The 13,255-nt window shown below is 67.8% G+C and carries 10 protein-coding genes; 7 read left to right on the top strand and 3 right to left on the bottom strand.

Features of this window, described 5'->3' with window-relative positions:
• Nucleotides 1-21: 21 nt before the first annotated feature.
• Together E7T10_RS02030 and E7T10_RS02025 are read right to left on the bottom strand one after the other, a co-directional pair.
• Nucleotides 22-2,208: a prolyl oligopeptidase family protein gene (locus E7T10_RS02030; RefSeq protein ID WP_137720509.1), complete on the bottom strand. Its 2,187-nt coding sequence runs from the start codon at nucleotides 2,206-2,208 to the stop codon at nucleotides 22-24.
• Nucleotides 2,209-2,308: 100 nt separating this feature from the next.
• A complete protein-coding gene (locus E7T10_RS02025; RefSeq protein WP_137720508.1) occupies nucleotides 2,309-3,103 on the bottom strand; it encodes a potassium channel family protein in 795 nt (264 codons plus the stop codon).
• Nucleotides 3,104-3,143: 40 nt separating this feature from the next.
• Between E7T10_RS02025 and dapF the strand changes: the two genes are divergently transcribed.
• The 5 genes from dapF to E7T10_RS02000 all read left to right on the top strand — a co-directional run bounded on the left by dapF (nucleotide 3,144) and on the right by E7T10_RS02000 (nucleotide 8,542).
• Nucleotides 3,144-3,974, top strand: a complete 831-nt coding sequence (gene dapF / locus E7T10_RS02020) for a diaminopimelate epimerase (RefSeq protein ID WP_168189868.1) — start codon at nucleotides 3,144-3,146, stop codon at nucleotides 3,972-3,974.
• Nucleotides 3,975-4,107: 133 nt separating this feature from the next.
• Nucleotides 4,108-6,438 (top strand): NADP-dependent malic enzyme, encoded by a 2,331-nt coding sequence (locus E7T10_RS02015; protein ID WP_137720507.1) that lies wholly within the window; start codon nucleotides 4,108-4,110, stop codon nucleotides 6,436-6,438.
• Complete coding sequence (rsmI, locus tag E7T10_RS02010; RefSeq protein WP_137720506.1) at nucleotides 6,435-7,307, top strand: 16S rRNA (cytidine(1402)-2'-O)-methyltransferase; 873 nt, start codon at nucleotides 6,435-6,437, stop codon at nucleotides 7,305-7,307. The genes E7T10_RS02015 and rsmI overlap by 4 nt, the downstream gene beginning before the upstream one ends.
• A 5-nt stretch (nucleotides 7,308-7,312) precedes the next feature.
• Nucleotides 7,313-7,714, top strand: a complete 402-nt coding sequence (locus E7T10_RS02005; RefSeq protein WP_210416195.1) for a YraN family protein — start codon at nucleotides 7,313-7,315, stop codon at nucleotides 7,712-7,714.
• A gap of 12 nt (nucleotides 7,715-7,726) precedes the next feature.
• Nucleotides 7,727-8,542, top strand: coding sequence for a SirB1 family protein (locus tag E7T10_RS02000; protein WP_039246771.1), 816 nt, complete (start codon nucleotides 7,727-7,729; stop codon nucleotides 8,540-8,542).
• On the opposite strand, the gene E7T10_RS01995 is transcribed toward E7T10_RS02000, so the two are convergent.
• Nucleotides 8,539-9,795 (bottom strand): UbiH/UbiF/VisC/COQ6 family ubiquinone biosynthesis hydroxylase, encoded by a 1,257-nt coding sequence (locus tag E7T10_RS01995; protein WP_137720504.1) that lies wholly within the window; start codon nucleotides 9,793-9,795, stop codon nucleotides 8,539-8,541. The two genes, E7T10_RS02000 and E7T10_RS01995, sit on opposite strands and share 4 nt — an antisense overlap.
• Before the next feature lie 139 nt (nucleotides 9,796-9,934).
• Between E7T10_RS01995 and E7T10_RS01990 the strand changes: the two genes are divergently transcribed.
• Both E7T10_RS01990 and E7T10_RS01985 read left to right on the top strand, forming a co-directional pair.
• Nucleotides 9,935-12,346, top strand: a complete 2,412-nt coding sequence (locus tag E7T10_RS01990) for a DNA translocase FtsK 4TM domain-containing protein (RefSeq protein WP_137720503.1) — start codon at nucleotides 9,935-9,937, stop codon at nucleotides 12,344-12,346.
• A gap of 187 nt (nucleotides 12,347-12,533) precedes the next feature.
• The gene (locus E7T10_RS01985) at nucleotides 12,534-13,217 is read left to right on the top strand and encodes an outer membrane lipoprotein carrier protein LolA (protein WP_137720502.1); all 684 of its coding nucleotides are present in this window, start codon (nucleotides 12,534-12,536) and stop codon (nucleotides 13,215-13,217) included.
• Nucleotides 13,218-13,255: the final 38 nt, after the last annotated feature.

Here is a 13,255-nt window from a genome sequence, read left to right as displayed (position 1 = left end):
CTCACGGGGAAGGATTGAGTGCTATTCCTGCGCCGGCGTGTCCATCAGACGGCGCGACAGATAGGTGTATTCCAGCGCCAGGCGACGCGCGGTTTCGCGCAAGTTGGCCCCGGCCGCGTGGCCGCCGTCGACGTTTTCGTAGAACAGAACCGGATAGCCCAGTTCCTCCAGCCGCGCCGCCGCCTTGCGGGCATGGCCCGGATGGACGCGGTCGTCCTTGGTCGAGGTATGGATGAAGACCTCGGGGTAGGGCTGGCCCGCGCGCAGGTTCTGATACGGCGAATACTGCTCGATCCAGGCGCGCTGCTCGGGGATGTCGGGGTTGCCGTATTCGCCGATCCACGAGGCGCCGGCGAGAAGCTTGTGGAAGCGCAGCATGTCGAACAGCGGCACCTGAATGACCGCGGCGTTGATCAGGTCGGGTCGCTGGGTCAGCATCGCGCCCATGAACAGCCCGCCTTGCGAACCGCCCATTATGCCCAGCTTGGGCTGGCTGGTGATGTCGCGGGCGATCAGGTCCAGGGCCACGGCCTGGAAATCCTCATGCGCGCGCTGGCGGTTCTGTTCAAGGGCTGCCTCGTGCCAGCGGGGTCCGAACTCGCCGCCGCCGCGCGTATTGGCGATGACATAGACGCCGCCCCGCTCCAGCCACAGCTTGCCGACCGTCGCCGAATAGCCGGGCAGCAGCGAGCTTTCGAACCCGCCGTAGCCGTACAGCAGCGTGGGGTTGGAGCCGTCCAGCGGCATGTCCGCCTTATGCACCACGAAATAGGGGATCATAGTCCCGTCGGCCGAACGGGCCTCGTGCTGTTCGACCGTCATGCCGGCAGCGTCGAACTTGGCCGGCATCGACTTGACCTGATCGACCGCGCCGGTCGCCGCATCGGCCAGCCACAGGCTGGATGGGTTCAGATAGCCAGTGACGCTGACGAAGACCTTGTCGTCCTTCTCCGAGGCCGAACCGACGCCGACCGAGACGTTCTGGGGCAGGTCCAGCGTCGTGTGCGCCCATTCGCCGCCACGCCCTTCTGGGCCGGGCGTGTAGACCCGCACCGAGCCGCGCACATTGTCGTACAGGGCGACGACCAGCCGGTTGCGCGTGACGTTGACACCCTCGATGGCCTGACGCTCGGTGGGACGCAGCACCAGCTGGGCCGGCGTCGCCTGATTGGCCAGCCAGGCCTCGAGCGGCCAGGCGATCAGGTCGCCGGTCTTCAAATCCTGACCCGACGGCGCGGTCCAGTCCTGTTTCAGCGACACCAGAAGCTGCCCCTGAACCAGGCCGGTGATGTCGGACTTGGGCGGCAGTTGAAGCTGGGTCAGGGCGCCGTCGTCGCCCAGCCGCCAGGTCTCGGACGAATAGAAGTCTACCGAACGGTTGATCAACGTCGCCTTCACCGCCCCGTCGGCGTCGCGAAGCGTATAGCCGGACACCGAAACGTCGGTCGGCTGGCCGGTGAACAGGGTCTCGGCCTGGTCGGGCGTCTGACCGCGCTTCATCCGCTTGACCACCATCGGATAGCCCGAGTTGGTCAGGGTGCCGGGACCGAAGTCGCGCGAGATCAGCAGGGTGTCCTTGTCGATCCAGGATGCGCCGCCCTTGGATTCCGGCAGGGTGATGCCGCCGTCGACGAACTTGCGCTCGACCGTGTCGAACTCGCGCAGGGTCACCGCGTCCTTGCCGCCGTTCGACAGGCTGATCAGGCAGTAGCGCTCTTCGGGCTGAAGGCAGGTCGAGCCCTTGTAGACCCAGTTCTGGCCCTCGGCCGCCGCCAGGGCGTCGATGTCTAGGATGGTCTGCCACTCGGGCGTGGCGGTGCGATAGCTGTCCAGCGTCGTGCGGCGCCACAGCCCGCGCACATGCTGGGCGTCCTGCCAGAAGTTGTCGATATGGCCGTCGTGGGTGAAGCCGGGCGACGGGATGCGGTCCTGGGCCTGGACGATCTCCAGCGCCTGCTGATGCAGGGTTTCGTAGCGGGGATCGCCCTGCAGGACGGCGAAGGTGCGTTCGTTGTGGGCCTTGACCCACTCCATCGCCCGCTCGCCCTCGACCTCTTCGAGCCACAGATAGGGGTCGGTCGCGTCGCTGGTCGCGAAGCCGCCAGAGGCTGGAGCGGGAGAGGAGGCGGGGGTCTGGGCCATGGATACCGAGGTCAGGCTGGTGGAGGCGAGAAGCGTCGCAAGCGCGACGGCGGAAGCACGGATCATGGACAGGTCCCCGAAAACGAAGCCGGCACCTTAACGACGCCTTCCCGTGCGGCAAGCCGTGCGACCTTACCGTTTTGTCACACCAGCGGGACGCGCCGCCTCAACCCTCGTCGGGAATGCAGAGCAGCTTGCCGCACGCCTTGCAGTGGACGGCGTCGAGGTCGTGGTTCTGCAGGCCGCAGCGGTCGCACGGGAAATGCACCTTGTGCGGTCGGATCAGGGCCTGCGCCAGGCGCAGGAACAGGGTGATGCCGACCAGCATGACAGCGATGGACAGCAAGCGCCCCCACGGCCCGGGCAGGGTGACGTCGCCAAATCCAGTCGTCGTCAGAGTAGCCACTGTAAAATACAGCGCATCCACATAGCCGGCGATGCCGTCATGCCCCCTGAAGGTCGCATAGACGAAGCCGGTCGCCACGAAGACGAAGGTGATCAGATTGGCCAGGGCCCGCGCGATGCCTTCGACCCGCGTATCGTCGAACCGCGCCCCCACGGTGCGCCAGAAGAAGTCCGAATTCAGCAGGGTCCACAACCGCAACATCCGCAGGAAGCCGAGGTTGAACAGCCAGGCCGGAAACAGCAGGGTCGCCAGCACGAACAGGTCGACCCAGACGATCGGCCGCTTCAGCCAGTCCTTGATGTTGGCATAGGCATAGGCTCGCGCGGCCAGGTCCAGGGCCAGGATAGCGGCGATGAAATAGTCCAGCGCATAGAAGGCCCAGCCCATGTTCTTCAGGATGGGCGCGGCAAGGAAAAAGCCGATGATCGCCAGGTCGATCACAATGACGGTCAAGCGGAACTTCACCGCCGCCGGCTGACTGCCATGATACAGGTAGCGCAGCCGGGCGCGCAGTCGCAGGCCGTTGTCCTTGGGGTCGGTTTCGGTCTGGGACACGCTGGTTTCCGCGACGCTGGGTTGGGCCTATATGGCCTGGATGACCCGTCCTTTCGTCAAGATGAACGGCGCCGGCAATGACTTCGTCGTCGTCAATGCGCTGGAACAGCCGTTCGCTCCCGGCGAGGACCAGATTCGTGCGCTGGGCGACCGGCAGACGGGCGAGGGCTTCGACCAGCTGATCGCCATCGAACCGTCAGACACGGCCGACGCCTTCATGCGGGTGTGGAACGCCGATGGATCGATGGTGGAGACCTGCGGCAACGCCCTCCGCTGCGTCGGCTGGCTGTTGATGCAGGCGAACGGATCAGAGCGCGTCGTCATCGATACGGCGGGCGGCCCGACCACCGCCACCCGCGCCGGCGACCACCGCGTGACCGTGGACATGGGCAAGCCTCGCCTGGACTGGACCCAGGTGCCGCTGGCCGAAGAAATGGACACGCGCGGGATAGAGCTTCAGGTCGGGCCGATCGACGCGCCGATCCTGCATACGCCCGGCGCCGTCTCCATGGGCAATCCGCACGTGGTCTTCTTCACCGACTGCCAGGACGACGGCTTCGTCACGGGATCCGGCTCGCTGGTCGAGCATCACCCGCTGTTCCCGCAAGGGGTCAATGTCGGCTTCGCAAACGTCCTGGACCGCGATCACATCCGCCTGCGGGTCTGGGAGCGGGGGGCCGGCCTGACCAAAGCCTGCGGCACCGGCGCCTGCGCCGCCCTGGTCGCCACCGCGCGGCGCGGCCTGACCGAACGCAAGGCGACGGTCGTCGTCGATGGCGGCGAACTGGTCATCGACTGGGATGCCGCGACCGATCACGTCCTGATGACCGGACCGGTCGAGATCGAACGGACGGGCGTGCTGTCGTTCTGACGGCGTTGACGCTGACGCGCAGGTCAAGCTCGGGACCGATTGCTCAGGCTTCCTCCGCGTAAAGGGTTGGCGCGGCCCGTCCCAGCCTCTAGGACACGAACGGTTACAGCCACGCCGACGCCCTGGACGACCGATGCCCGATCAGACCGAAAAGCAAACCTTCTCCGACGACGAAGCGCTGGACTTCCACCGCATCCCGACGCCGGGCAAGATTTCCATGGCGCCGACCAAGCCGATGGCGACCCAACGCGATCTGTCGCTGGCCTATTCCCCGGGCGTGGCCGTGCCGGTGCTGGCCATCGCCGCCGATGCGGACAAGGCCTACGACTACACCTCCAAGGGCAATCTGGTCGCCGTCATCTCGAACGGCACGGCGATCCTGGGCCTGGGCAACCTGGGTCACATGGCCTCCAAGCCGGTGATGGAGGGCAAGTCGGTCCTGTTCAAACGGTTCGCCGACGTCGACAGCTTCGACGTCGAGGTGAAGACCACCGACCCGGACGAGTTCATCACGGTCGTCAAGAACATCGGCGACACCTGGGGCGGCATCAATCTGGAGGACATCAAGTCCCCCGAATGCTTCGTCATCGAAAGCGAGCTTCAGGACCTGCTGGACATCCCCGTCTTCCACGACGACCAGCACGGCACCGCCATCATCTCGACCGCCGGCCTGATCAATGCGGTCCATATCGCCGGCAAGAAGCTGGACGAGATCAAGGTCGTTCTGGCCGGCGCCGGGGCGGCGGGCCTGTCCTCCATCGCCCTGATGAAGGCCGCGGGCGTCAAGGCCGAGAACACCGTGATCTGCGACCGCGACGGGGTCGTCTACAAGGGTCGCGACCACGGCATGGACCAGTGGAAGGCCGCCCACGCCACCGACACGCCCCTGCGCACCTTGGCCGAGGCCATGGTCGGCGCCGACGTGGTGCTGGGCTTGTCCGCCAAGGGCGCGATCACCAAGGAGATGGTCGCGTCGATGGCGCCCAATCCGATCATCTTCGCCATGGCCAACCCCGACCCCGAGATCACGCCCGAGGACGTCAAGTCGGTACGCTCGGACGCCATCATCGCCACCGGCCGCTCGGACTATGTGAACCAGGTCAACAACGTCCTGGCCTTCCCCTATCTGTTCCGAGGCGCGCTGGACGTGCGCGCGCGCCGCGTGAACCACGAGATGAAGATCGCCTGCGCCCAGGCCCTGGCCGCCCTGGCGCGCGAGGACGTGCCGGACGAGGTCGCCGCCGCCTATCGCGGACGCAAGCTGAAGTTCGGCCCGGACTACATCATCCCGACGCCCTTCGATCCGCGCCTGATCTGGTACATCCCGCCCTTCATCGCCCAGGCGGCGATGGACACCGGCGTGGCCCGCGTCCAGATCGAGGACATGGACGCCTATCGTCACGCGCTGCGTTCGCGCGTCGACCCGTCCGCCGCCCTGATGCAGAAGATCAGCTCGGCCGTGCGCGGCGGGCCGAACAAGCGCGTCGTCTTCGCCGAGGGTGAGGAACCCGCCGTCATCCGCGCCGCCTGGGGCTTCAAACAGGCCGACCTGGGCACGCCGATCCTGGTCGGACGCGAGGACCTGATCCGTCAGAACGCCGCCGAGGCCGGTCTGAACTTCGACGAACTGGGCATCGAGATCACCAACGCGCGCGTCTCTGACCACAATGTCGAGGATACCGACTGGCTGTACGAAAAACTCCAGCGCCGGGGCTATCTGCGCCGCGACGTCCAGCGGATGATCAATCAGGACCGCAACTATTTCGCCGCAACCCTGGTCGCCAAGGGCCGGGCCGACGCCATGGTCGCGGGCGTGACTCGCAACTTCAACATGGCGCTGAAGGAGGTCCAGCGCGTGCTGGACGTGGATGACACCCTGATCGGCCTGTCGATCCTGCTGGCCAAGGGTCGCACCCTGTTCGTCGCCGACACCACCATCCACGAACTGCCGAATGCCGAAGAGCTGGCCGACATCGCCATCAAGGCGGCCGACACCGTCAGAAAGCTGGGTCGCAATCCGCGCGTGGCCTTCCTGTCCTATTCCACCTTCGGCAACCCGCCCGGCGACCGCGCCGAGAAGGTGCGCGAGGCGATCCGCATCTTGGACAAGAAGGGCGTCGATTTCGAATACGAAGGCGAAATGCCGCCGGAAGTCGCGCTCGACCCCAAGGGTCACGCCGCCTACGCCTTCAACCGTCTGACCAAGCCGGCCAATGTCCTGGTCATGCCCGCCATCCATTCCGCCGCCATCTCGACCAAGCTGGTTCAGGCCCTGGGCGGCGCGACCGTGATCGGCCCGCTGCTGGTCGGTCTGGAGAAGCCGGTGCAGATCGTGTCTCTGGGCGCCTCGGTCAGCGAGATCATCACCGCCGCCACCTTCGCCGCCTATGACGCCGGTCCCGCCTTCCAGGGCTCGGGCCTGACCTCGGCGCCGCGCCCCCCCGCGGCCGTGGTCGAGCGTTGAGCGAACCCTCGCCCTTTCCCCCCGCCGCCCCGCCGCCCCGGCGGGTTGAGCCGGGCCTCTATCTGGTCGCCACCCCGATCGGGAATCTGCGCGACATGACGCTGAGGGCGCTGGACGTGCTGGCCGCCGCCGATCTGGTGCTGGCCGAGGACACCCGCGTCACTGCCAAACTGCTGAGCGCCTATGGGCTGAAGGCGAAGCTGGAACGCTGCGACGACCATGCGTCCGGCCGCGCGGCCGAACAGGCGATCGAACGGTTGCGCGAGGGGCAAGTCGTGGCCCTGGTGTCGGACGCGGGCACGCCGTTGGTCAGCGACCCCGGCTTCGTCGTCGCCCGCGCGGTGATCGCCGAAGGCCTGCCCGTCCATCCGATCCCCGGCGCCTCGAGTCTGTTGGCCGCCCTGTGTATCGCTGGCCTGCCCGCCGACCGGGTGCTGTTCGCCGGCTTCCTGCCGCCCAAGACGTCCGGACGCACCGCCGCACTGGAAGCCTTGAAGAGCCAGCGCCAGACCCTGGTTTTCTTCGAAAGCGGACCGCGCCTGAAAGACAGTTTGACCGACATGGCCGCCGTGCTGGGGCCGCGCCCCGCCGCCGTCGCCCGCGAACTGACCAAACTCTATGAAGAGTGCGTGCGCGGGACGCTGGACGACTTGGCCGTCGATCCGCGTCTGGACAGTCCCAAGGGCGAGATCGTCGTCGTCGTCGGCCCCGGCGAAGAGGTCGAGGCGACCGAGGCCGACGCGGACGCCGCCCTGATCGACGCGCTTCGGACCTTATCGACCGGCGACGCCGCCTCCGAGGTGGCCAAGGCCCTGGGGCTGAACCGAAAGACCCTGTATCGCCGGGCGCTGGAGCTGAAGGGCAAGTGAAACGCCTGTCTCGTCCCGCGCCGGTCCGTCGCCCAAAGGCGGCGTGGCGTCAGGCGAAGGGCGGGACGGCGTTCCAATCCGGTCACGCCGCCGAATGGATCGCAGCCTTCTGGCTGATCCTGCGCGGCTATCGCGTGCTGGGGTTCCGTCTGAAGAGCCGGGCCGGCGAGATCGACCTGCTGGTCTGTCGCGGTCCGGTGCTGGCGGTCGTAGAGGTCAAGCGCCGCGCGACGATGGAGGCGGCCCTGCTGGCGCTGAAGCCGGTCCAGTACGATCGACTGGTCGCAGCGGGCGAGGCGATCCGGCGCAATCGGCCGGGCCTGCAACGTCTGGAATTGAGAATTGATATGGTGGCGCTGGCTCCCTGGCGCGTTCCACGTCATCTTCGCGGCGTCGAGAGGCGCTGACGAGGGGATCGCATGACGCGCGAGGAGGCCGAGGCCGTCCTGACCGCCGCCGGTCAGGCCGAAGACGACGCCTTTCCCTTGCTGGAGGCGGCGATCGCCTGCGCCATCCATGACCACCCGTTGCGTGATCCCGAGCCTGTGCGCGCCCTGGCCCGCAACGCCTGCGAGCGGCTGAAGGAGCGGATCGGCGGCGAAGGTCCCGACGAGGCCTTGGCCGAAACCCTGTGCGCCGACCTGCGGCTGAACGGGGACCTGATCCATTACGACCATCCCGACAACACCGACATCATCGCGGTCGCCGAGCGGCGGCGCGGCCTGTCCGCCGTGCTGGCGGTCTTCTATCTGCACGCGGCGCGCGCGGCCGGCATTACGGCGGCCGGCGTCGATTTTCCCGGCCATTTCATGGTTCGCGTCGAAACGCCGGAGGGACCCGTCGCCCTGGACCCGTTCAGCCAGGGTCGGCTGATCCTGCCCAGCGAACTGACCCGGCGCGCCCTTCGCGCCGGTCTGATGCCGCACGTCGCGGATAGGCTGGATCTTCTGATGGCGCCGGTGACGGATCGTCAGTCGCTGATCCGGCTGCAGAACGTGCTGTTCAGCCGCGCCATTCGCGGTCGGGATTATGAGGGCGCCGAGCGGTCGGCCCTGCGTCGCGCCCTGCTGGACCCCGAGGACCACCGGCCGTGGCTCGATGTCGCCTCGGCGCGCGAGAAACAGGGAGCGCTCGCCGGCTCGCTGCAGGCCCTGGCGCGCGCTCAGGGTCTGGACGGCGTCGAGGAGGCGCGGCGGTTCACGACCTTCGAGCGCGTGCGGATGCAGTTGAACTAAACGACGGCCTCCCCACGCAGCAGGCGAGGCAAGTCGCCTGTCGCGCCGCCCGCCTCCTGCATGAAGGCGCGACGCAGGGGACCGATGCGATTGACCGCCGCCATGCCCAGGTCGCGCGCCAGACGCACCGGCGCGATGTCGTTCGAGAACAGACGCACGAAGGCGTCGAAGCCCGCCGCCAGGGCCGCATTGTCGAACCGGCGCCACCGCGCATAGCGCTCCAGAACGGTTTCCGACCCGATGTCCTCGCCCAGACGTGCGGCTTCGGCCAGCACCTCGGCCAGAGCCGCCGCATCCTTCAGCCCCATGTTCAGACCCTGGCCTGCAACGGGGTGAACGCCGTGCGCGGCGTCCCCGATCAGGGCGATGCGCGGCGCGACCAGTTTCTCGGCCAGGCTCAGCGACAGCGGATAGACGAAGCGCGGCCCCTCGACCGCCGCTCCATCAAGAAACTCCCCGAACCGCCGCATCAGATGGGCGTGGAAGGCTGCGTCCGAGGCGTCGCGCAGCGCCTCGCCCCGCCGCGTCGTCTCGGTCCAGACCAGGCTGGCGCGCTGATCCGTCAGGGGCAGAATGGCGAAGGGGCCGCTGGGGAGGAAATATTCGTGGGCGACATTGCCGTGGTCGCGACCCAGCCGCACCGTGGCCACCACGCCGCTCTGTCCATAACCCCAGCCGACGGTTTCGATCCCGGCCGCGCGGCGCACGGTCGAGCCTCGCCCCTCAGCGCCGACGACCAGAGGCGCGATCAGGATCGATCCATCGGCCAGGGTCACGGTCGCCTTGCCCGCATCGGTCGCGACGCCGGCGACGGTCGCCGGAGCCCGCACCGCGGTCCCCCCGCGCGTCACCGCCTCGGCCAGGGCCGCACGGATGCGGCGGTTCTCGACCATATAGCCCAAGGGCTCGCCGCCGGTGCGGCCGCCGATCTCATCGGCGTCGAAGCGCAGGAAGGCGGGCGAGGCGGGCCGGCTGGCCGCGCCCGGCCGACGCCCGTCCGTCACCAGAATATGGTCCATCCGGCAGGCGTGGGGACGCAGGGTTTCGCCCAGACCAAGCGCGTCCAGCATACGGAAAGTCGAAAAGGCGACGGCGGTCGAACGCCCGTCGAAGGTCGGCGCCAACTGGTCGCTGAACGGCTGCGGATCGATCATCACGACCTTCAACCCGCCTTGCGCCGCCGCCAGGGCGAACGCCGCCCCGGTCAGCCCCGCGCCGGCGATGACGATGTCGTAGCGTTCGGTGTCAGCCATGGAAGGCTTGTCGCGCCGTCGCGGCCAAAGGTCCAGAGGTCGGTTTGTCCATCGCCAAGGCCAAGCTGGTAAACAGCCCCTTAACCCTGTGGATGCGACAAAGGCGTCGAACGTCAGCCGCCGGAAGGTTCGACCCTTCATGTCCACCGCCCTCGTCATCGGCCGTCAGGCCTGGATCAGCGCCCGCATCCTGTGGGACGCGCCCTTCGTGGTGCGGTTCAGGGGGGTGTTGCAGGCACTGCTGGCGACCCTGCTGCTGATCGCCCTGGTGTCGTGGAATCCGGCGGACGCCAGTCTGAACGCCGCCTCCAGTCTGCCGACGACCAACTGGCTGGGGGCGAACGGGGCTCTGTTCGCCGATCTGTTCATGCAATCGTTGGGCCTTGCGGCCTGGCCCGCCGCACTGCTGCTGGTCGCCTTCGGCCTGGCGCGCGCGGTTGGCGATACGATCCAGCAAAGGCTCAAGCCCACGCCGTTGAAAGCCCTGGCCGCGACCGGCGGGGTGCTGCTGCTGTCCAGCGCGCTCGCCGCCCTGGCCGCGCCCGCCGCCTGGCCGCTCGCCGCCGGTCTGGGCGGTCTGTGGGGCGATGCGGTGACAGGCCTGGCGGCGCGCGGCCTCGGCGCCCTGCATATTCCCGGCGGCCGCATCATTGCGGGTCTCGTCTTCCTGGTCGCAGGGCTGTGGCTGGTCGGCTTCGCCATCGGCCTGCGCGCCATGGATTTCCTAGACGCCCTGCACTGGGGCAAGTCGTTGCGCGCACCCGCGCCGCCTCAGCCAAAGCCCCAGGCCGCCCGCGACAAGGCGCCCGCCAAGGCCCGAGCGCCCCGCGCCGCCCCACCGGAAGAGGCGCCGCTGGCCCCGACCTATGCCGAAGAGCCGCCTCAGACCGCCTATGACGACCTGCCGCCGTGGGAGGACGACGCCGTCCAGCCCGCGCCCCGCCCCTCGGCCGCCCGCCCGGTCGAGCCGCGCGTCGCTGCGGTCAAGGCGCCCAAGGCCCGCAAGGATGACGTGGACCAGCAGGCCTTCGACTTCACTCGACCCGAGGGTGATTTCGACCTGCCGCCGCTGGGCATATTGAGCAAACCCGGTCAGCGCACCGCCTCGGTCGACGAGGAGTCTCTGAAGCAGAACGCCAAGATGCTGGAAGGCGTGCTGCAGGAGTTCGGCGTGCGCGGCGTGATCGACCAGATCCGTCCCGGCCCTGTCGTGACACTGTACGAATTGGTGCCTGCGCCAGGCGTGAAGCACGGCCGCGTGGTCGCCCTGGCCGACGATATCGCCCGGTCGATGTCCGCCCGCGCCTGCCGCATTTCCGTGGTCCAGGGCCGTAACGCCATCGGCATCGAACTGCCGAACGCCAAGCGCGAGACCGTCTATCTGCGCGACCTTCTGGCCAGCGCCGAATACGACAAGAAGGGGCATCTCTTGCCCCTGGCGCTTGGCGAGACTATCGGCGGCGAACCCTATGTCGCCGACCTGGCGCGTATGCCGCACCTGCTGATCGCCGGCACCACCGGCTCGGGCAAGTCGGTGGGGGTCAACGCCATGATCCTGTCGATCCTGTATCGCCACAGCCCGGCCGAATGCCGCTTCATCATGATCGACCCCAAGATGCTGGAGCTGTCGGTCTATGACGGCATCCCGCACCTGCTGGCGCCGGTCGTGACCGATCCGAAGAAGGCCGTCGTCGCCCTGAAATGGACAGTGCGTGAAATGGAGGATCGTTATCGCCGCATGTCCAAGCTGGGGGTGCGCAACATCGCCAGCTACAACGAGCGCGCCCGTGAAGCCCAGGCCAAGGGCGAGCATTTCGAACGCACGGTCCAGACCGGCTTCGACGACCAGGGCCGCCCGGTCTATGAGTCCGAGAAGATCCGCCCCGAGCCCCTGCCTTTCCTCGTCGTCGTCATGGACGAAATGGCCGACCTGATGCTGGTCGCCGGCAAGGACGTCGAGGGCGCGGTTCAGCGTCTGGCCCAGATGGCCCGCGCCGCCGGCATCCACCTGATCATGGCGACGCAACGCCCGTCGGTCGACGTGATCACCGGCACCATCAAGGCCAACTTCCCGACCCGGATCTCCTTCCAGGTCACGTCCAAGATCGACAGCCGCACCATCCTGGGCGAACAGGGCGGCGAACAGCTGCTGGGCCAGGGCGACATGCTCTACATGGCCGGCGGCGGGCGGATCACGCGCCTGCACGGCCCGTTCGTCGACGACAAGGAAGTCGAGGACGTCTGCAAACACCTGAAGGCCCAGGCCGAGCCCGACTATCTGGATCTGATCACCGACGAACCGGACGGCGATGGCGACAACGGCTATGACGAAGGCGGCGCCGGAGGCTCGGGCGACGACCTGTACGACCGCGCCGTCGCCGTGGTCACCCGCGACCGCAAGGCCTCGACCAGCTACGTCCAGCGTCGGCTCCAGATCGGCTACAACCGCGCCGCCTCCCTGATCGAGCGGATGGAGCAGGAAGGCGTAGTCAGCCCCGCCAACCACGCCGGCAAGCGCGACGTCCTGGCCGGCCCGCCGCCGATGGTGTGACGAAAATCGAGGAACGGCTGCGGCTCGGAGCCGTTGTCTGACCCGCTATCGCGTCCAAGCTTCAGCATTTCGATGAACAGGGCTTCATCGCAGCGCCGGAATATGGTCAGGCTCGCGTCATTCCGACGCCAAGCCGATCGGGCAAGACGGCAGGATCGACAACCATCCCGAACGGGAGACGAACTTCATGACCTCGCGCGCCAAGACCGTGGCTATCGCCACCCCCGACCTGCACCGCCGCAGCCTGCTGCTGGGCGCCGGCCTGACGACCGGCCTGATCGCGCTGGGCGCCTTCGACGCCGCCCACGCCCAGTCCAACCTGTCGGCCGAGGATCGCGCCGTGGTGCAACAGGCGCAGGGCTATCTGCAGGCCCTGACCTCGGCGCAAGGGACCTTCACCGAAACGGGCCCGAACGGTCAGACGCGCCAGGGCCGCTTCTATCTGCAGCGTCCGGGCAAGATGCGCTTCGAATACACCAACCCGGCCGGTCTGCTGGTGGTGTCGGACGGCTATAACGTCAAACGCTACGACCCGCGCCTGAACAGCTTCCAGCAGGTGCCGCTGGGTCGCACCCCGCTGTCGACCTTCCTGGCGCGCAATGTGCGGCTGGATCAGGGCGTGCGTATCGAGCGCGTGACGCGGATGGCCTCGGGCGCCTTCGCCATCACGGCGCGGGATTCCAACCGCCCGAATGACGGTCAGGTCGTGCTGGCCTTCGCCGGCAATCCGATGCGTTTGCAAGAGTGGACTATCACCGATCCGCAGGGCGCCCGCACCCGGACCCAGCTGACCTCGCTGCAACCAGCGTCCGGCCTGTCGGCGCGCCTATTCCAGCTCAGCGATCCGACCCGTCGTCCCGGCCGCAACTAGGGCTTTCGGGGGCGGGTGACCATTCCTCAACCCCTGTT

The sequence above is a fragment of the Brevundimonas sp. SGAir0440 genome (assembly GCF_005484585.1).
GTDB lineage: Bacteria > Pseudomonadota > Alphaproteobacteria > Caulobacterales > Caulobacteraceae > Brevundimonas.
This window is presented reverse-complemented; position numbering and strand designations above follow the sequence as displayed.